The sequence below is a fragment of the Pseudoalteromonas sp. 0802 genome, from assembly GCF_013350085.1.
Classification (GTDB): Bacteria; Pseudomonadota; Gammaproteobacteria; order Enterobacterales; family Alteromonadaceae; genus Pseudoalteromonas.
This window is the reverse complement of record NZ_JABVXE010000018.1, coordinates 1-21,058: the sequence shown is the minus strand read 5'-3', so window position 1 is coordinate 21,058 and position 21,058 is coordinate 1. Positions and strand designations below refer to the sequence as shown.

Sequence of the window (21,058 nt, the reverse complement as noted above, 5' to 3'; positions counted from 1 at the left end):
GCCTGAAGGTTTTCTGATTGGTCTGGACTCACAGGGCTGCTTTGCAACTCTGGACTAGTGGTGCTGCCAATAGAACCACTCTCACTATTTAATGTACCACCAGTATTTACCGAGGCCTGAAGGTTTTCTGGTTGTGTGCCCACTAAAGAACGACCTGAATCTGTGGTATTCGGATAAGAATCATCTTTTGTGCCAGAATATTGGTAGGTATCAATACGATCCCTTGAATCATTGCCTGCAATTGATGCCTCTTTAGATAAAACATTCCCACTTTCATCTTTACCAGTACTGTTAACCCCACTATTTACCTCACTTGGCTTGATAGGGGTTTCTTCTATTGCTTCACCACGGTTATTATCAACTGATGAGCTTTTTGGTGTTTCGCTCAGTGAATTCTGTTGTGTGACAGAGCTCTTATCATAATCACTTTCATTTACAGACAGTTGCGGCACTGAAGCTTCGCTTGAATTAAGACTGTTTACAGGTGGATTTGCTTCTTTAATACCGGCATCACTATAATCCGGTGTGAAGGCAGTTGTGATCGCTTCACTTAATGTTCTTTGTGCTTCTGGAGCTGTGCTTAGTAAGTTGTTTATTGTAAGTAGATCTCTCATGTCATCATGAGAAAGATTTCTTGGAGTATCGCTTGTGCCATAAAGGGCGTTCGCGGCAAACTCCTTCGCTTTACTAGAAACACCTTCTGAGTGAATTGCGTTATTAATTACTTGGCTTTCATGCTCCTTAGATGCACTTGATTCATACCCATTTTTAGTTTGCTCATCTGAAGTAATAGAAGCAATTGTATTTGTTAGTGTTTCTGCCTCGCTATCTTTACCTGCAATTAAAAGTGCATCCCTCATCTTATTCAGATCTTCCATTGCTTCAGGGGTGATGTTAGTAAAGTCAGGAATACTAAATTCTCGACTAGAAACTTGTGCTGATTTAAAATTATCTAAATTTCGATCATTAAGTTCCTTAAAGCTAACTCCTGATGTATCACCAGTTGCATTAAAGTTTGCTAATGCATATTTAGCTATCTCTTTGGCATCTTGGTCATAATTTCCTTTGGTAATACCATCAACAAGACCTTGGCCACTAGGTTTCGATCTGTTTTCAGTTCGATCTAAATTTTCTCTCTCATTTAATCCAGCAAACCCAACCATTGAGCTAGCTTGAGAGTCGTAGTTTACTGATTCCAAACTACCTTTTGGACTTGGCTCATCTTTATACCTTGATGGGTTGTACTGAGGTTCTAAACCTAACTGTGGGGATAACTCATTTAGCGCTTCTAAATGACGAGCGTATTTAGCATCATTAATACCTAAGAAACTATCATCTCCTTTCGTGGCTGCAATTACGTCCTCAATTTGACCATCATCAAGGTTTGCCAATGCTGAGTATGCCGCAATTAACTCACTACTCTTCAGGGCATTATTAATTGATTCATTCTCTCTCATCTCCTGTACAGCTGAGATATTTTCTTGAGCATTTCTGTAAGGGTTATTAGGTAGCGTTGAAGCAAGAAGAGCTGAGTTTGAATTTAAACTTTCATTGAAGGCAGCTTGAGACTCAGGGCGCATTGCTGTTTGAACAGCCCCAGCATACATTAGTGTTTCATTTGGAGATAAGCGCTCACCATTAATAATCGAACCTTCACCATTTGCTGCGCTAGTTAGTAAGTTTCTAATAGCTTCTGGTGTATTGTTTGATAAAACACCAAAACCCATTTCAATTAGATTCGAATTAATACCTTCACCATTACCAGACTTCTTAAACTCATCCGTAACAGCCTCACCCACTGAAGAGGTGAATAGTGAGCCAATAGAACTAACTACACCTCCAGATAATTCATTAGATTCTGAGCCTAATACTTTTAATGCTCCAAATGCATGCGCTAGATTATTTGCATTTTTATCTTCTGACTCAGAAACAACATCCTCACCCTTAGCTTTAACAGCACCTGTACCAGATGCGCCTCTACTACTAACCTCGTTTTGAGATTGCTCTTTGTGTTCAGCAAATGCTTGTGCATTACGCTCATTATTGAACATGTTTGTTGGATCAGTCTTTATGCCACTATTTACATCATTACTTAAAGTGTTGGTGTCTATGCCAGTATTATCTTCAGGTTTTGGAATATGTGAATTATCACTCGGTTTATATCCATTCAATTGGTCACTAAGTGAAATTAGGCTTGGCGCTTGTAATGTTTCACCTAGCTCCCTCATTAAGCCTGCAGAAGCTCCTCTTTCGGTATTAGCTTGTTTTAGTGCTGTAACTCCAGTTGAAAGAGGAAGTTGGTTACCATTATGATCTGTAGACAGCACTTCAGTATTTCCAGACATTCTTGCGATTGCATCAGTAACCGTATTGGCCAAAGCAATATTATTTTTTTGGCTTTCTGGTAATCTCGCGTTATCACCTTTATTTACCTGCTCTTTGTGGTAGTCGAACCTGTCTCCAAGCTCAGAAATTAAAGCACTTCTCTTGTCACCAGATAAACTATTTAAGCCTTCATCACCAATCAAACTACCTAAAAGAACATGCTGCTGCTCATCTGAAAGTGTTGAAACAATTGAGCCGATTGATGCTTTATTTGCTCCTGTGGTTGAGTTTTGAACCTCACCTGCATTCATTTGAGTCATTACTTTTGAAGCGGAGCTAGCTGTATTCCCCTCAGCTTCAAGGGCTTGAGCTTGAAGCATATTTGTATGAGCATTTGTAACAGCTTCCTGTCGGGAAACCGCCTCTTTACTTGCAACTGAGTTATCACTGCTCGATGATTGAGCCATTTTTACTGCATTCCCCCAGTTTGCTTTTATCGATTCAGAAACTTGTGCACGTTCGTCCTCTGACAATCTTTCTGAGGCGCCTACTTGCTTTTGTGATGCCGCTTTTGCTGTGATCGCTGCTTTCGCATCAGCACCTAAACCAAACCCTGCTATTGATGGAGCCCCCTTTGCTACCATGCTTGCGGAGCCCTGTAGTACGTGATCATATGCATCAGATAAACTCATGTTATTTTCAGTTGCATATGCTGCGGTTTGTGCCGCTAAGAAAGCTTCGTCCTCTGATAATTGTGAAGTATCCACACTCTCAAACGACTCTCCTTGTTTATACCCTTTGATTGAATCTAAAGTAGCAGATTTACTATCAGTGGCAGTTTTTTGTAATGTTTGGCTAGCGGCTTCAGTATTTGCCAATTGAGTATTTCTAGAGCCAATCGCTGACAACTCAGCTGATGACTGTTTAAGGTAACCCGAGGCTGGTCCTGCGCCACCCGGATTAATACTTACATCATTTCGTTGTCCACCATTCAGTTGAGCTTGGCTCCATTGCCCATATGAGGAATGAACATCACTGGCTTGCATAGTAGTATCACCTTGACTTGCTTTACCTCCATTTGCAGATGTTGTGACATCAGGTGACAATTTCTTTGAATCAATATTTGTATCAGGAGACGTCTTATTAGATACACCCATCATGGTGTGAACACCCCTATGCAGTATATATAAAGTGAGCATAGGTACTGCAGCAGCCAAACTACTTGCCACTGCAATAAATGATTCGATTGTTGACATGCTATGCCCCCACATACCAAATGTGATTGCACTTACACCACCGCCACCAGCTGACACTGATGTGAATCGACCTTGAATAGCAAGTAAAGTAAAAAGGTTAACCGCACTCATGGTTACCGGCCACAAGTTAACCCACACAGTTACCCCAAAGAACATAGCAGCTGATTTCATAGCTTCAGCACCCATTACAAGCATGATTGCAATAACTGGGATCAAGAAAAACACAAAGGCCTCAATGAAGGTTGCAAAACCAATTGATAGCTCCAAAGCTAGGTTTCTATCCGCGGCCATTTGGTAATGTCGCTGAGACTTTGTTTCTATTAAAGTAAGTTCAGAGCGGAGCCCTTGCATATCCCCACTTTTTGCAGCAGCTTCAGCAAAAACATTTGATAAATACCTTCCCGTCGCTAAATGGTATGCATTCATTGTCGCGCTTAATGCAGAAATCGATTCTGCACCGGCTTCAACATCTTGTGGTTTTACATTTTCTTTCTGCAAAAACCTGTCAGTCATCTCTCTGAAACTTGAGCTATCAAAGTAACTTTTGAGCTTCAAGTATGCGTTTGGGCATGTTAATAGCTCCATGGCAGGAGTGTCTATTTGAATATAAGTGCTTCTTGATGGTGTATTAATTCTTATAGACTCAAGAAAGTTTTCCATTGGGGCATTTTTTATTTTGTCAGCATTTAGCTCAGCGTCATTGCCACCAACTTGAAGATCCCAAATTACACAGTCTTGAAGGTAGTTCATTGTAGATGTTTTGATTCTGTACCTTTGGGCATTAACGCCTGAATCTAGTTCTTCAGAGCCCATATATCCAAATTTATCAAGCGCCACTAGCGCTCTCATCGGATCGAGAAATTGACCAGCCTGATAACCATCCGGTGAGGCGAATGAATCTTCATAATCTCGTGAAAGCCCATACATTCCTGAGGTCATCATTGCAATAACAGCTGCTATGCCAGGTGCATCATTCACATAATACACATCTCCTGTTCTTACCGACTCAATAACAACATCTACTTTAGAAAATGGACCACACAAGACCATGAACATGCAAAGCCCAATAAACCAAGATAGTACTGGGTTAGAGTTTGGGTTGATCCAACTTTTTACTACAAGAGTCATCAGTGATAGTAGAGCTGTAGCACCAATCAAAATATGCAAAGATGAAAAGCCAAAATCAAACATTCTTCGAAGGCCCATTAGAACCTCATACATGAACGCTGTTTCACCGATTGAGTAAATTGTAAAATCCATAAAAAAAGCCAGAATATTGAGTCTGGCTTAATCTTAAAATTGAAAAAAATTTTAAAAGCGTGATTTTCAACTGAATTTCAGTATTTTTTGATTAAAATACCTTTTTCTCAAAATAAACGCTTATATCCCCAATTTTATGGTCTTTGTAGTAGCTAATATTTATCGAGTTACCCAGCATGCTGACAGATATGGGAAAGGCGGGCTCTTCTGTAGACATTAAACCTAGAAAACCATTCTGATTAACAACGTAGTCTCCATGTGAATTTTTTACCGGGTTAAAGTCACCGTCGAGTAATGCAGTCTGTCCCTTTCTAAAAGCAAACAACTCACTTAGTGTTACATCAAAAGCAAACGTATCGGGCAAACAATCAATTGTTTCTTTTGGAAGTATATTGACTGCTCGATTACTCATTGAACCATCAGTCACGGATACTTGTTCCAAAGATTTTAGCCACAACTGACGGTAGTCTGTTCGATTAAAGATATTAAACTCTGACCCTGGTAAAAATGACAAAACATCTATTGGAATTAAATTTACTTTTGCAGAACTATGCTTGTTATGAATAAAATTAACATCTAGGACAGATCGATAGAATTTAACACCTGAAACTTCTATCACAAGAAAAAAGTAAGGTTTACCTCTCGATATATCATCTACGCGATTAATATAGTTGCTCTGTACTCCATAGTGGTTTTTCGGACCCCAAAACCAATCATTGAACTCAAAGCCATCAAAGCCCTCGTCACTAATTAACTCATCAAAACTAAGGTGCATTGCAACTTGCTTAACATCTGCAAACGGATATTGACGGAAAGGTGATGCCTCAATCTTCCCCATATATTCTTCAGATAAATTGGACATCTGCCCATTTAATACATTTTTGAAGTTCTCTATGCTTTCTCTGTATGCATCCCACATATTTGAATAAGGTAATATGTCACTATCGTAATCTTTTACCCTCGCTCTAGACTTTTGCAATTCGGATAGTAGTAAGTTTTTAGTAAAATCCATTTCTAAAACTTTTGGAGATAACCCAGTTAAGAGCTGGAGTGTTAGCATCGATACACCTACTTTAAATTCTGGCCAGTGTGCAGCTTTTCCAATCGATGGAAATTTAGGGTTTACATCTAACAGATTTGAATCAAGCTGTGTACACTCTTCATTTCGAATATTTACTCCATTTGAGATACCTTTGCGAGAGTAACTTCGGGCTGCAACTAAAGCGCGGATGTTCATTACTTCTGAGAGCTTAAGGCCACCATAAATCACTTGGCCTTCACTAATTTGAGGTTCTTTGATTTTATAGTCTGATATTGTCACTAGGTTAGATAATTTGCTTTGGATATCAGCAAAGAATTTATATTCAAACACCTTTTCATTAAGTCTTTTTTTCAATGATGATTGTTTTGTTTCGATGCCATTAAACAGAAATACTTCGTCATAAATCCTAATAGTATTCTCGTTAGCAATTAACTCTTGACCTTCAGTTAACTCAAAAGTAGCTGTTGCATTAAGGGTGCTTTGCTCTTGCTTTAAGTTTAGCTCTTTAAGTTTTAGCCTTACATTTGGCAATAATTTATTGCCACTTATAACATTCGTGTTGAGGTTTACTTTTAGTTGCTCCACAGCTTTTTTTTGAAGTAGATGCTCGATTACTTGTGCATCGTAATCAGTGGTGTTACTGAGCGTTAAATTGACACTAACTTTTTCTGCACCATAAGCACTCCCGAACGCATGGAATGCAGTCAGCATAAAAACCCCATTTGCTAGCGCTTTCAATAAATTCATTAAAACGACCTCCAAGGACAAAACTGTATTAATCATTTCATAAATTTCATTTCGTGCAGCGGTTAAAAACCAAACTAAATATCATCTATTTACAATGAGTTATGAAAAAATGTCATTGTGTTTCTTATATTTTCACAAACCTGTATTCAATAAATTATACTTTTCACTTTGGAGGGGGATTTATGAAATTTGTGTTTTTACTAGTCATTTTAGTATTGAGCCATACTGCTCATGCAGCTGATACTGTGAGAGTTATCAAGTTTAAAACTATCGGTCTCACAGTTAATGAGTACAACATTGCAGATTTAATATATAAAGAAGCTGCTCAAAAGCAAGGCGCTTATTTCATTGTTAATAATTCACAAGCAGGTGTATCAAGTTATAGCGAGAAGGCCCGCATTTTACGTCCGATATCGGTAAGTATTGTTGGCTATAAAATCGAAGATAGTGAAGTAATAGCTACCATACGCTATGATCATGCTGCTTTAGAGGTCGTAATGGATAACTATAAATTATACCTGAAGAGCAAGAAAGATATCGGAGAATTGGAAAACGATAAGATAATTGAATTTTGCCATATATTCTCATCAAACTCTTTAGAAATCGAGAACATTCTCTCTAACTCAGAACTTAACGATTCAGCAGCACCTTCAAAGGATAATGAGCTCCTAAAACTATCAAAAGAGTCTGGCTCTATAAGTCAGTTATTAATAAACGAATGTAATTTATAGGAAATCTTTTAATACTTTAACACCTATTTTCTAGAACGTGGTTCTGAACACTTGTGATTAAGAACTAATGGACTTTTTTGTTAAATAGCAGCCCTTCAAGCGTAACTCATACCTGCCCCAAGACGTGTTTGGCGAATTTCTCAAAAAAGCGGGCTTCGAACGTCCGCAATTGCTTTTCTATTTTGTCAAAAAATATTTCTTGCATAGTCAGAAAAACGACCCAATCGCTCGTTTTTATCCTGAGGTAAAAGCGAGAACTCCTAAATTTTAATAACACTGGTAATTAGTTAACAAGTTTGTTAGAAGTAATCTAATAAGAAAAACGAGCTACGCTGTGGTAGAAAAACGCGCGATTAGCTCGCTATAAACATGTTATAAGCACTACATTAAAATTTGGCGATTGTCTGATTTATAAGGTAACTGGACTTCCCAGCTTTCACTAGACAGTTTCTAACTCAGAAAAATACGCTTCCTCAAATTTAGCAGGTGAAACACCGCCTGTATGCGAGTGACGTTTTTTCGGATTGTAAAACATTTCTATAAAATTAAATATCTCTGCTTTCGCATCATTGCGTGTTGAGTAAATCTTCCTTTTAATTATCTGCTTTTTAATCGTTGCAAAAAAGCTTTCAGCAACTGCATTATCGTGACAATTCCCAGCTCGACTCATGGAAGGTACAAGGTTATGTTCTTTCATAAAGGCTAAGTAATCAGCACTACCATATTGGCTTCCTTGATCACTATGTACCAATACGTCAGTTTTGGGTTGGCGCTGATAAACTGCCATGAGCAATGCTTTAATCACTAAGTGCTTGTCCATGTTTTTATCCATCGACCAGCCTACTATGCGCCTAGAGAATAAATCCATGACAGTTGCTACATACAAGAAGCCTTCATAGGTTCTCACATAAGTAATATCACTTACCCAAGTTTGATTCGGCTCAGGAGGATTAAACTGACGAGCTAACAAGTTATCTGCAATGCGTGATGTTTTACCACTTTTAATATGGCGACGTTTATAACCTATTTGCGCTTTGAGCTTATGTTGACGCATGATCTTAGCTACTCGATTAACACTACATTGCTCACCGGCTTCACGTAAATCTGCGTGTATCCAAGGACTGCCGTAAGTGCCACCACTGGCAACGTAAAACTCTTTAATAAGCTTAAGCAAGCGACTATCTTCAAGCGCTCTATCACTTACAGGCTTTTTTAACCACGCATAAAAACCACTGCGATGCAGCTTAAAAAGGCGGCACATCGTAGTAATGGAAAACTCATCTTGGTGATCTCGGATGAAGCCGTACTTTACTCGGGGTTGCTGGCAAAGTACCTTGCGGCCTTTTTTAGAATATCCCGCTCCTCCGTGACACGTTTCAATTCAGCCTCAAGTTTAGCGATCCTAAGTTGTTCTTCTGATGACTTAACCGATTTAGGTTTATCTGATAGCTGGCTGCGCCAGTGATATAAGGTTTTAGTACAAATACCTAATCGTTCTGATACTTCAGCAACTGAATAACCACGTTCAGTAATTTGTTTAACAGCTTCTATTTTAAATTCTTGGGTATACCGTTTGCCTTTGCTCATAAAACACCTCTAATTAGAAGTTACAATGTAACTCATTGGGTGTCTAGCAAACTCTGGGAAGTCCAGCATTTTCAAATTCAAAAACCAGAGTCATGGAGCTTGTGAACTGAAAGCCATCATTGGTTGATGTGTTAGAGAGTAGATAGTATTGATGTAATCCAACCTTTATAGTTTGGCCACCTTTCAATACTGTGGCTTCCATCGGCTCTATAGTGACATTTCCACTTAGGTCACCATTCTGCTCTAGATTTCTTGAGATTTCGTTGTTGAAATACGCTGCTAGTTCAGGGAATGTGAAATATACTTTTTTTAGTTTAGTTGTTTCTGCTTTACCTGAATAAATGTATCGAAACAATTTGGATGAGTGCGATCTAGAATTCATAGCTTCTGACAAAAGATACTTTGGAGCTAACTGTTCAGTGAAACCCTCTACCTGAATAACATCTTCATTATTTTCATAAAAATACGAATGCTTACTAACATGAGATAGCATAGGGATCTTTCCGTACTCAATCTTAAGTTTGCAGTACTCACCTTCGGTAATTCGAACATTTAATTCTAAATCTTCAGTTAGTAGTAAATCCAAAATTCCACCAGATATCCAACCATACACTTAGGGATCTTACCGAACTTTTTCTCTTTGACCATCCATTTCCGAATATAACTGCAGTAGACAAGGATATTTTGGCACCACATTTTAAGTTGCAATACGTATTGCTATCTGTGTGTTACTAATTTAGAAAAATCCCTGACACGTTTCTGTCCAGAGGCGGGTTATGTATATGCCCCTATATGAGTTACGGTAAATATTCTATGGGTGGCTTTGAGCGAAACTCGTACAACAAAGAGCTAATGTGTAGCATCGACATGATCAATCAACAATTCGGTAAAGGTACAATAAGACTAGCCAGCGAACAGCAAAGCAAAAGGTGGACAATGCGCCGTGAGCTTTTAAGTCCTCGATATACAACTCAGTGGCGTGATACTCCGAGGGTTTTATGTTGAATTAAAGAAAGTCACCGAGAATACATAACAGACCAACCAGAGGAATTACTATTCAGAGGTAGTGTTGAACATATTCCATACAAAAGATAAGGTAATCCAAAAGCATAATAAAATGAAGGGAAATATGATTGAGGGAATAGACATACACGCTTACCTATGGGCGTTATTTTGCGGAGCCATAATTGTTCTCGCCATCAAAGCGAAATCTAATCACACGAAACGAATTGAGCAAATTGCTGAAACTCAGCGTCAAAAGGAAAACCTTGAAAAGGAATCTGTTGAGAGTCAGGTTTCCAAGCTTGAAGACGAGTTTGATGAAATTGAAAAGAAAATAACGTCTGGCCAAGAAAGCTTTAAAACTCTCGAGGAAACTAATTCTAAGCTTGAGCAAGAGAGAGAATACATCGAAGTTGGATTGCTTCCACCTGTTTATCGCTTTGATGACAGAGAAGAGCTTAAAGCTCAAATCAATAAATGTTATGCGGATCAGTACCGTGCTATAAGCAGAGGCTTGGCAACAGACGCATACTCAAAATGGGAGTGGTTTGGCTGCGAAAAAACTGGTGCGCGAATGGTCGAAGATTACCGGTACCTTTCGCTCAAAGCATTCAATGCAGAATTTGATGCCATACGGAAAACAATGCGCCATTCAACTTACAATACGGCAGTTAATAAACTACATCGTGTAAACGAACAACTTGGTAAACTGGGCGAGACGGCTAATGTAACCATCTCAGCAGAATTCTTTAATCTGAAAATCGATGAGTTAAACGCTTGGCATCGAGAACTCTTATACAGAGAAAGACAGAAAGCGGAGAGGATAAAACAACAAGCTATCCTCCGTGAGCAAAATAATCAATCCGAAGATGAAACCGATGACCTTGAAGACGAAATATCTTATCGGAGCTCTGATCTGAAAAAAGCCCAAGCCTTAGCTTTAAAACTCCACGGGGCAAGCGCTAAAGCCATGGAAGAAAAAATCCAAAAGATGAAATCTGAAATTGCCAAGTTAGAAAACAAATTTCAACGCGCAACCTCGCAAGCACAGATCACAAAGGTTGGCTACATATATGTCATTTCAAACCTAGGTAGTTTTGGAGAGGGTGTTGTTAAAATCGGAATGACTCGAAGGCTCGAACCGATGGATCGCATTAATGAACTCGGTGACGCAAGCGTACCGTTTAAATTCGATGTGCACACGATGGCATTTGTACAGAATGCTCCAGAAATAGAGAAGAAACTTCATAGAAAGTTTGACGAACAAAGAGTGAATGTGGAAAACAGTCGAAAGGAGTTTTTCAAGGTAAGCCCCCAGGAAGTAAAAGCTGCAATGGACGAACTGAATGTGTCAAGCGACTGGTACTTTGATGTAGAAGCCAAAGAATACAGAGAAAGTATTTTGATTCGTGAAGCAATGAACAAGCAATCGCACGAAAACCTAACTGGGTCATTTCCAGCATCAATATAAGGATATAACCATGCTCATAACAATTATATTATTCATTTGTGCATTAGGTGCATTTTTCTTGTGGAGGAAATCATGCGCAGCGCTTGAAATGGCCGAAGCAGATGGTAAGAAAGTTAGAGATGCTTACTTCCCAGTATCGAGAGCAGAAGACAAGCTAAAACAAATTAAAGAGAAATATTCAGACTTACAGATAAAGTACAGGAAGACATTCAGCAGGCTACGTGACAACAAAAAAAAGCTTTCATTGTACAACCTTGGCGTGGGTACCTCTGATGTTACTTCTTACGCATTTATATCGGAAACGAAAGAAGTCAGAAAAATTGAAGCAGAACTTGCTCAAGTTAAAGAAGACTTAAAGGAAATGGTAAAAAACAAAACAGCTTGTATCTGCAGTATGAGTAAAGACGTAAGAGTTAATGGTCGCAAAGCTGGCGCTACAAAACTATTCAATCGTGAAATAAAACTCCGGATCCGCTGTTTAGATAATGAGTTTAAAGCGGCATCTTCAATGGTTGATTGGAACAACATCTATAGACTATCTCAACGCGCCCGAGAAACATTCGACGATATAAATAACTCAGGCCGTATAGTTAAGACACAATTGTCTGAAAGTTATTTCAGGTTAAAGAATAAAGAGCTCCGACTAACATATGAATTGAACCAAATTAAAGCTGACATCAAAGAAGAACAACGTGAAGAAGCACGTATCGCGAAAGAAGCAGCGCGAGAAGAAAAGCGTATAATTGATGCTGCGAATAAAGCTAGGAAAGAGCGTGAGATTATGGAGAAGCTGGTTGCGCAGGAGTTGAGCAAACTAGAATCCAGCACTGATGAGCAAAAGGAACTCTACGAGCTGCACAAATTGGAACTGGAAGTGTTGAAGAAAAGAGAAGTTCGCGCACAATCGCTCGCTCAACAAACACGATCAGGTTACGTTTATATAATCTCTAATAGGGTATCATTTGGAGATGGTATGGTAAAAATAGGCATGACTCGAAGAGCAGATCCAGATGAGAGAGTCAAAGAACTCGGAGATGCTTCTGTACCAGAACTGTTTGATGTCCACGCATACATATATTCGGAAGATGCTCCGAGTTTAGAGAAGTTTCTACATAACGAATTCAGCAAACAAAGAGTCAACCTAGTAAATCATCGCAAGGAGTTCTTTAAAGTGGATGTTCAAAGCGTTGTTAAGGCACTCGACAATTACCAAGAAGAGTTTGAGCTCGAGTTGGAGCCGCATAAAGACACTGACACGTTATCAGTGACATAGTGGCAAGCTGTTGTGCGGTGGCTTTTGTATTGCGTTACTCACACCTTAGCAAGGCGTTGCCAACATCTTCCTCTCACACAGAGCGGTCCTTCGGCTCTAACTCATAAATGCCCCAAAACCACTTAACGCAAATGCTCTAGAGTCGAATTTGAACGAACTACGGCAGTTACCAAAAGCAGAACAAGAGAGCTGACTAAAATCAATTCGTTAACCTGCTTAGTTGCTCAGGCTAGCGGCCTCTGTGAGCGTAAAAAATATAATTGCTTATTAAGGCAAATTTAGGTGTAATGAATACATAATAAGCGCTGAGCAATGCAGGGAAAGCTTCATTAATAATAGATTCACTGTTCAAACCAAATGATTTGGCTAATGTCTCTAAAAAGCAAATTCCCATAGCATAAACAACACCACCTCTGACACACCGAGAAGGTAATGCCTCAGTCCAACAAGCGATTATGCAACACATCCTGCGTGTCGCAAAATACTAAAATGTTAGGCTCCAACTCTATTTACAACCGAGGTTCTAGTTGAAATATATTTCTATTGATGGCGATGATGTAGGTAGAAAAATTACATCATATTATTTGAGTAATGACTGCAACGGGCTTGAGGAGTTAAGCAGCTCTATTAGGGCTTCTACAAAGGCAATATCAGTTAAGCTTCAGGAACATGGATTTGACATCATTTTTTGCGCTGCCGATGGAGTCGCGGCGTCTACGAAACAAGATATTGAAATGAAATCTATATTCTCTGAAATAAGGAAAATATCTCCAGATGGAGTTACTTTTTCCGCTGGGTCTGGGTCAAGTATTCGTGAATCCTATATTGCTTTAATTTCAGCTAAGAGCAATGGGAAAAATTGCCTTCATGAGTATTCAACATTAGATGATTACAGCAAGGATAGCCAAATTGTTCAGGATCGTTAAGTTTGATCTACTTTTAAAGTACATTGCTCTGGCTACCGTTGTCATCAGTATGGGTATTTACGCTCTTGTACAAACATACTGGCTACATGATATATCGCTATTTAAGGTCATTACGATATCTTCAATAGTAAGTTCCTTATTGATTCTATCGCTATTGACCTCCTTTATATCTCGGAAGATATGGGCTGTTTTAGCTTGGTTTGATAAATCAATGTTTCCTGACCTAAATGGAACATGGGAAGGCGAAATCACTTTAGAAGATGGGAAAAAAATTTCGGCTAAAGCTGTGATTCGACAATCGTTACTTGCAACTCAAATTGACATGCATGGCGAAACGACTAAATCAATAACCCTAGAAACAACGCCAACAATTGAGCAGGGACAAAAGAAGCTATATTACGTCTATCGTTCAACTCCAAAAACACCAGGATGGCCTTCTTATAATGGCTCTACATTATTTGATATAAGGACTATAGACTCGGGGAAAGGAAAAATGTATGAACTTTCTGGTCACTATTACACTGATCGAAAAACAATTGGCAGGGTTCGACTAACTCAGATTAGCAAGGATTCAAATAATGACGTTTCATTTTACTAGAAAGCCTTATAGGGCGCTGCTACGGTTAAATCACGGAGAAAGCTATGCATGATTATGCTGTATTTGGACATGATAGGTCTGCTATTGGAAGGTGGTTGGGGTTTATATCTATTGCCCTCTCAGGTGGAGTCGCTCAGCTATTGGCTATCGCTAGTAATCTAAGTGGTATTGAGGCATTTACAAAAGCAACAATTACCACAGGCGTAGTATATTTTTTACTCCATTGGATATTCAATAAATGGGTATGGAAAATTTCATTTTTTGAAGTTCCAAACTTAAATGGGGAATGGGAACTTAAGGGGCAAACGCTAAATGATGATGGGACTACTAAATTCGATTGGGAAGGTTCTATTGGAATTGAGCAAACTTGGAAAAATATCCAAGTACACCTAAAAACAAAAAACAGTCAAAGCGAAAGTTATACTGCGACGCTTTCTAAGCGATTCGGTCCAACAGGTGGCTGGCTTCTTTCATATAGTTACAAAAATGAGCCAGAAATAGAGCAGAGCCATGAGTTGAATTCTCATAAAGGTTACTGCGAAGTTGAGTTTAATAAAGAACTAACGGTTGGTAAAGCCTCCTATTTCAATAGTGCAGGAAGAAAGACATTTGGTGTTATGATTTTAAAAAGGATCAATAATGATTGACTTTGAAAAACGGTTGAAATCGCTTAAAGAGCGCAGACAAGGAACTCGTGAACGAGCTATTTATGAGTCTATGGAGTCTTTTTCTGCCAATAATGCAATACAGCGTGGGATTGATGTCAGGAAATCAGAATCATTTGAAAACCTGAATGAAGTCGCTGGTGTCAAATATGCGATAGGCGCAATGTCCGCTGTGGAACCAGCATCTACAAATGTATCTATTGATGAGGGTAATCGAGTAGCTGATAGTCTTATTAAGAGTTTGCTAAATAGTGGTGAATCTGTCACCAAGCGGCTTCAAGGCTCAGTGGCTTTAGATATTCACATCAAAGGGCATTCTGATGTTGATATGCTTATCATTGTTACTAACCCTGTAAAGATTGAACTTCCTAAAGTAAATCCAAATGAATACTCTCCCGCAACAGACACTAGAGGTTTGATTAATATTGCTAAGGATGTGAGGGAAAAATCAGAACGTATTCTGCCCATTAACTTCCCCAAGGCAGAAGTCGATAGTTCGGGAAACAAGTCAATTTCTTTGGAAGGTGGAAGCTTGAGACGAAAAGTTGATATTGTTCCAGCCATTTGGTTTGACACAATAAGATACCAGCGTTCAGGTCTAGAAAGTGACCGAGGTATTAAAATATATCATAAAGCAGATCATGAATTTTATCTTAACTATCCATTTACCCATATCAAAATGATAAATGATAGAGATTCATTGTACTCAGGAAATCTAAAATCTGTAATCCGACTATTGAAGAACATGATTGCTGATATGCCTGACTACAAGAAGAGAACTGCGAAAAATTTGAGTAGCTATGATTTGGCTGCAATCGCATTTCATATGAATACAGAATTAGATGTACCTAGCTACATGAAGTTGGCACTTGTGGAGAAAGCTCGTGCACATTTAGCCTTTCTTAACTCTGCAAAAACTTATCGTGATACTCTCGATGTTCCTGATGGTAGCCGGAAGATATTTAATGAAGAAAGTAAGACTGAAGCTTTAGAAATTCTTACAAATGAAATTTCAGACTTAGCTAAAGCGATTTATGAGGAGCTCAAGCCTTTTAGCCATAGCTATGATGCAAATGTCATCCTCAATAAGTCTGTATTTTAGCCCTAACAAATGCATGTTGACGGACTGGTTTTCCGTTGCGATCCAAACCAGCCGCAAATGCAGGCGTTAGGCTCAGAGAATTCTTAAGGAGAAATTGTGAAACCAAAAATTTTTATCGGTTCATCTGTAGAAGGATTAAGTGTTGCATATGCAATTCAGCAAAATTTGACTCACGATGCTGAGCCTACAGTATGGGATCAAGGTATATTTGATCTGTCTCAAACGACTATGGAGTCACTCACCAAAGCCGTAGATGAATCGGACTTTGGTGTTTTTGTTTTTAGTCCTGATGACGTAACGAAAATGAGAGGCTCTGACCACAACACAGTTCGTGATAACGTCATTTTTGAGTTTGGTCTTTTCACAGGAACGCTAGGTAGAGATCGTGTATTTTTTGTGAGACCTGATGGATGTGATCTTCACCTTCCTACAGATTTACTCGGAATTACTCCCGGAGTTTATAATCCCCATCGTGAAGATGGTCGGCTTCAGGCAGCAACAGGTCCTGCATGTAATCAAATACGTGAAGCCATGAAAAAGCTCCCAATTATTTCTTCAACAGATATTAAAAAAGAATCTGATGAGTCTAAAGAGAAAAATACAGAAACTAATTCTGAATGGCTTTCCGACTTGTTTGATGATAATTATTCTGAAGCAAGAAAGAAGCTAAAGGTAGCAATGGAAAATAAAACAGGGGAGGATTTATTGGTAGATAATGCCTGGATGGCATACATAGATTTTAAGGAAGATGAAGTTATAGGCTTAGATAAGCTACTTCAATTGGCTAGTGATAATATGGAGTCAAAAACTGTTTTATCGATCGTTTCTCGGATGTTTTCTTGGGAGAACTATTACGATCAAGCTCTAGATATGGTAAATCGAGCATTAGAAAAATATGAGGACGACACCGGATTATTGGTCTTGAAATCAAGTTACCTTACTAGCATTGATGAAAAGGAGGATGCGATAGCACTTCTAAGCAATAAGAAATTTGCAACGAACCCTGATATTGCAGTTGCTCTTAGTGAGATCTATGAGGATGACGACTTAGATAAGGCTATCGAAGTAATTCATTCTGCATACATTAAATATCCGAACAATAAAGAGGTTGTATACAAATATGCTCGACTCCTCCAAGAAAAAGACTGCAATAAAGAAGCTTTGTATCTATTAAATTTCCTATGCACTGGAAATCCGAAAAATGTCACTTACCTTGGCTATCTTAGCAATACGTGCCTTCAACTTAACCTCTATGATAAGGCAATGCTCACTTTAAAAAAGGCAAATGAGCTTGCCAAAGAAAAAGAAGCATGGCTTTTGCACAACGTTGGTAATTTACTAAAAAATAAAGGCTTCTATTCCGAGTCAGAAAAGTGGCTAAGGAAAGGGCTAGAAATAGAACCCTCTTCTGAATATGCGCACGATAGGCTCTCAAAAGCAATAAAAAGTCAAAACGAAGAGAAAGATAAGTTTTCGGCGCTATGTAAAGAAGGGAAAAGCCTTATCCGTAATCGAAATAAAGTCGAAGATAAGCCTAACAATCAAAGCCAGTCGGACGCGTAAACGCGCCGCTGCTTTGGGCGTATTTGGTGCAATGTGGCTAGTATTTATTTTTTATCTATTCACAAACCCAGATGCAGAAAAGCCCAGAGAAAAGGACTTTTAATACAATGGATTTTACCTGCAATTCTTTCTTCGGTTAGCAATGACAGCTAACAAAAAATCATGTCGCCCGCAGGCGGGCTGGGACACAATCAGGCTGGCGGCTTCGCCATTATAGCCTGCCAGTTTGTGCCCCATATTTAGAAGTTACAGATTAAATACTCTAACGTGTTTTTGTCCATCTACGAGTTATAAATATCACTCGCCTGAACTGGTTTAATTGAGCCGGACACTTTAATAAGGGACAATGTTCCTGTATTGAGGTGTTAAATGACAAAACGAAAAAATAAAACTTATACAACTGAATTTAAGCAAGAAGCTGTTGCTTTGGTCACAGAGCAAGGTTATTCAGTTTCTGAAGCCGCTGCATCTTTAGGGATCACCACCAAACTGATCTACAACTGGAAAGCCAAACTTGAAGAGCAGCAAGCTGGTAATGCTTTAAATGAAGATGAGCGAGCTGAGCTGAAAAGGCTGCGTAAAGAAAATAAAGACCTCAAAATGGAGAAAGAGATCTTAAAAAAGGCCAGCGCCTTCTTGCGAAAGAAATGAAGTAAAGTACCAGTTCGTCAAAGACAATAGCCAAGCTTATCCAATTGTTAAATTGTGCTCAGTTATGCAGGTGAGTCGTTCAAGTTATTACGCATGGCTAGAGCGGCCTACACAGCTTATAACGGCAGATGAATTACATCTATACCGTAGAGCCAAAAAGTTGTTTAAACGAAGTAGGGAGAGCTTAGGCTATCGTGAGTTATGTAAGAACTTACGTAAAGAAGGCTTTAATATAACGTTCTATAGAACCAGAAAGCTAATGGCGCGGCTCAATTTAACTGTTAAGCAGCGAGTCGCATATAAGGTAACAACCAAACGTAAGCACTCAGATGCGGTTGCAGATAACTTGCTTAACTTAAACTTTAATCCTGTTGCCGCTAACCAAGTTTGGGCTGGTGATGTGACTTATTTGAAGACTGGCGAAGGCTGGATGTACTTAGCCATTGTAATGGACTTATATTCACGTCGTATAGTTGGTTGGCATATTGGTAAGCGCATGACTACGGATCTGGTTATCAAAGCAATGGTTAAAGCTTACAACCTGCGAAAGCCAGCTAAAGGCTTAGTGTTTCATTCTGATAGAGGTTCACAGTATACGAGTAGGCGTTATCGGCATCTACTCAACCAGTTTAATATCAGGGCGAGTATGGGAGATGTTGGAGCTTGTTGGGATAATGCGGTAGTAGAAAGGTTCTTCGGCAGTTTAAAACATGATTGGCTGTTGAAAGTGCCTCAGCCAACTTGTGAGTACATGAAAAATGATGTGGCTGAATATATGAAATATTATAACTTAGAGAGGCTGCACTCAGCTAACAATGATCAGTCGCCAGTAGAGTATGAAAATTCTTTAAGAAAAGTAAAAGTGTCCGGCTGGAGTTGACCAGAACATCATATGTGTCACAATAGTAACAAACAAGGTCATTTTATGTGTTATAATTGATACTATAGTGACATAGTTGGAGGTGTGTATGTTATCCCTTTATACTGCTTATGATTTGCAGATGGATCTCAAAGAGTTTATCAAGTCAGCTCGAAAAAAAGACAAACTTAGTGTTCAGAAGTTAGCCGATCTCTCTGGTGTGCCTTATGCGACGATCCGAAAGTTTGAATCATCTGGTAACATCTCATTACGCCAGTTTCTAATGCTTTATGAGACCGTCGGAGACTTGAAAAAAGTGAAAGAGCTAACAAAGTCGTGTGAGCCTGAATTCAAATCAATAGAGGATGTGCTACGACATGCTTAAATCTGCCCTAACCGTAAGGCGTAAGCTTAGCACCGGTGAAAAGGTGCTTGTCGGCAAGCTTGTTGAAAATAGTCAACAAAGCTTCTTTCAATTTGACGAGACGTATTTAAACGCTCACTCTACTTCTTTGGCCCCGTTCAATTTAAAAGCAGACACAAGCCTTCAAGTTGCGCCTAGAAAACCGCATTATGGCATCCATGGAGTTTTTGCAGACAGCCTCCCTGATGGTTGGGGTCTTTATCTCATGGATCGTGTATTTAGGCAGAACAATCAGAACCCAAAAACAGTTACCGCTTTAGAGCGTTTGGCCTACCTAGGTGAGAGATGTATGGGGGCGTTGAGCTATGAGCCAGAGTTAGATTTACTTGATGAGTCCGAGGATTCAATTGATATTATTACTCTCGGTCGAGCTGCGATTGAAGAATTTGAAGGCACTGAGTCAGCTTTGCTTGAGCACTTGATGAAAACGGGTGGTTCGGGTGGTGCTAGGCCAAAAATGAACGTTACGCGTTTATCGAATGGTCAATATTCAACATTAGACGACGTACAAGGCACAAAGCTTATAGTAAAGCTTACATCAGAAAAGTTTGACTTGAAGCACTCTGAATCAATAGTTGAATATTGCTACATGCAAATTGCTCGTAATGTTGGCATCGAGGTTCCTGAGTTTGATTTAATTGATGCGGGTAATGGAAGATATTGGCTAGAGCAGGAGCGATTTGATTGCACAGAGCAAGGTGGTCGAATTCATATGATTTCTGCTTGTGGGTTATTAGATGCCCCTTTTCGAGAACCTTCTTTGGACTATGTGGATTTAGTAAAAGCTACGCGCATCATGTGCAGTGTTACAGAGTCTCAGAAGCTCATTAAGCGTTGCATGTTTAATTATTTAACTGTTAACCAAGATGATCATAGTAAGAACTTCAGTTTTCTTGCCAGTGACTCCGATGTTTGGACGCTATCACCTTTCTACGACATTGTTTACAGCCCAAATCCTTACAAAGAGCATATGACGGCTTTTGGTGGTAATGGCCAAACACCAAAGAATGTACTAAATCAGCTAGCTGCTCAGTCGGGGTTGTCTTCAAAAAAAGCGATTATGACTATGGCTGAAGAAATATTTGAAGCAACGCGCTCGTTTAGGCATGAGGCCAAGCATTTGGGTTTGTCATCTAATCTAATCAATGAGATTGATAATGATATGATAGAAAAGTTTAAGGCGCTTTAAATACAGGATAATTAAAATTGTCATGCCTTATTTTGCAAATGTCAGATAAGTTGAGAGATCTATACTATTTTTAGCCTAAAATAGGAGCCGCCTGTTAAGGCCCATACCAAAAGTATGAAAGCTGACTTATCTGACAAATTTCGGTGCCAGCTTCATCATAATTTAGCTTATATTTATCGAAAATTCACCGAGAAAACCCCGTGATCAGAGCGAAGTGATGTCGCGGGGATGAATCGGTGTCACCCCTACTCTTGAATAGATTTTTCGTATTATCTCTGCACTAGCATTTCTTACAGAACACACAAAGTATCCATCAGACCAAAATGTTTTCTCTTTCCAAAATTGGTTTTTGAGGTAAGGAAATGATTTCCAGATTTTAGTAGTTGT

General features: G+C 39.1%; 17 protein-coding genes. 12 read left to right on the top strand and 5 right to left on the bottom strand.

Features of this window, described 5'->3' with window-relative positions; translation table 11 throughout:
* Positions 1-4,841, bottom strand: a 4,841-nt coding sequence (locus HUS61_RS17775) for a conjugal transfer protein TraG N-terminal domain-containing protein (RefSeq protein ID WP_220094687.1), incomplete at its 3' end; no start/stop codon positions are given.
* 91 nt (positions 4,842-4,932) lie between these two features.
* Positions 4,933-6,630: a hypothetical protein gene (locus tag HUS61_RS17770; RefSeq protein ID WP_175083331.1), complete on the bottom strand. Its 1,698-nt coding sequence runs from the start codon at positions 6,628-6,630 to the stop codon at positions 4,933-4,935.
* Between the two features lie 182 nt (positions 6,631-6,812).
* Here HUS61_RS17770 and HUS61_RS17765 point away from each other — a divergent pair, with 182 nt between their 5' ends.
* Positions 6,813-7,361 (top strand): hypothetical protein, encoded by a 549-nt coding sequence (locus tag HUS61_RS17765; RefSeq protein WP_175083330.1) that lies wholly within the window; start codon positions 6,813-6,815, stop codon positions 7,359-7,361.
* Positions 7,362-7,800: 439 nt separating this feature from the next.
* Here the strand turns inward: HUS61_RS17765 and HUS61_RS17760 are convergent.
* Together HUS61_RS17760 and HUS61_RS17755 are read right to left on the bottom strand one after the other, a co-directional pair.
* Positions 7,801-8,948 (bottom strand): IS3 family transposase gene (locus tag HUS61_RS17760; protein ID WP_175083585.1). Its coding sequence is split into 2 segments (ribosomal slippage): positions 7,801-8,711 and positions 8,711-8,948, totalling 1,149 coding nucleotides; the frame shifts between segments, so codons are not numbered across the junction.
* Positions 8,949-8,991: 43 nt separating this feature from the next.
* Positions 8,992-9,561, bottom strand: coding sequence for a hypothetical protein (locus HUS61_RS17755; RefSeq protein WP_175083586.1), 570 nt, complete (start codon positions 9,559-9,561; stop codon positions 8,992-8,994).
* Positions 9,562-9,740: 179 nt separating this feature from the next.
* Between HUS61_RS17755 and HUS61_RS17750 the strand changes: the two genes are divergently transcribed.
* The 11 genes from HUS61_RS17750 (at position 9,741) to HUS61_RS17700 (ending at position 20,671) form a co-directional block, all read left to right on the top strand.
* Positions 9,741-9,953 carry a DUF4113 domain-containing protein gene (locus HUS61_RS17750; protein ID WP_175083587.1) on the top strand — a complete coding sequence of 71 codons (213 nt, stop codon included), beginning with the start codon at positions 9,741-9,743 and terminating at the stop codon, positions 9,951-9,953.
* A 112-nt stretch (positions 9,954-10,065) separates the two neighbouring features.
* Entirely contained in the window at positions 10,066-11,421 is a 1,356-nt protein-coding gene (locus tag HUS61_RS17745; RefSeq protein WP_175083588.1) for a DUF4041 domain-containing protein, read from the top strand.
* 10 nt (positions 11,422-11,431) lie between these two features.
* Positions 11,432-12,694: a DUF4041 domain-containing protein gene (locus tag HUS61_RS17740; protein WP_175083589.1), complete on the top strand. Its 1,263-nt coding sequence runs from the start codon at positions 11,432-11,434 to the stop codon at positions 12,692-12,694.
* A gap of 527 nt (positions 12,695-13,221) precedes the next feature.
* Entirely contained in the window at positions 13,222-13,620 is a 399-nt protein-coding gene (locus HUS61_RS17735) for a mCpol domain-containing protein (RefSeq protein ID WP_175083590.1), read from the top strand.
* Entirely contained in the window at positions 13,604-14,218 is a 615-nt protein-coding gene (locus HUS61_RS17730) for a hypothetical protein (protein ID WP_175083591.1), read from the top strand. Before HUS61_RS17735 ends, HUS61_RS17730 begins: the two co-directional genes overlap by 17 nt.
* A gap of 44 nt (positions 14,219-14,262) precedes the next feature.
* Positions 14,263-14,865 carry a pancortin-3 gene (locus tag HUS61_RS17725; RefSeq protein WP_175083592.1) on the top strand — a complete coding sequence of 201 codons (603 nt, stop codon included), beginning with the start codon at positions 14,263-14,265 and terminating at the stop codon, positions 14,863-14,865.
* Positions 14,858-15,985: a hypothetical protein gene (locus HUS61_RS17720; RefSeq protein ID WP_175083593.1), complete on the top strand. Its 1,128-nt coding sequence runs from the start codon at positions 14,858-14,860 to the stop codon at positions 15,983-15,985. Before HUS61_RS17725 ends, HUS61_RS17720 begins: the two co-directional genes overlap by 8 nt.
* A gap of 96 nt (positions 15,986-16,081) precedes the next feature.
* Positions 16,082-17,548, top strand: coding sequence for a TIR domain-containing protein (locus tag HUS61_RS17715; protein ID WP_175083594.1), 1,467 nt, complete (start codon positions 16,082-16,084; stop codon positions 17,546-17,548).
* A 369-nt stretch (positions 17,549-17,917) separates the two neighbouring features.
* Positions 17,918-19,079, top strand: a protein-coding gene (locus HUS61_RS17710; RefSeq protein ID WP_175083595.1) for an IS3 family transposase whose coding sequence is annotated in 2 segments (ribosomal slippage) — positions 17,918-18,186 and positions 18,185-19,079 — 1,164 coding nt in all. Because the reading frame shifts where the segments join, the coding sequence is not laid out codon by codon here.
* Between the two features lie 88 nt (positions 19,080-19,167).
* Complete coding sequence (locus HUS61_RS17705) at positions 19,168-19,443, top strand: helix-turn-helix transcriptional regulator (RefSeq protein ID WP_036973834.1); 276 nt, start codon at positions 19,168-19,170, stop codon at positions 19,441-19,443.
* Positions 19,436-20,671, top strand: coding sequence for a type II toxin-antitoxin system HipA family toxin (locus tag HUS61_RS17700; RefSeq protein WP_175083596.1), 1,236 nt, complete (start codon positions 19,436-19,438; stop codon positions 20,669-20,671). Before HUS61_RS17705 ends, HUS61_RS17700 begins: the two co-directional genes overlap by 8 nt.
* Positions 20,672-20,875: 204 nt before the next feature.
* Here HUS61_RS17700 and HUS61_RS17695 read toward each other — a convergent pair.
* The coding region (locus HUS61_RS17695) for a transposase (RefSeq protein ID WP_175083597.1) at positions 20,876-21,058 on the bottom strand (183 nt) is incomplete at its 5' end.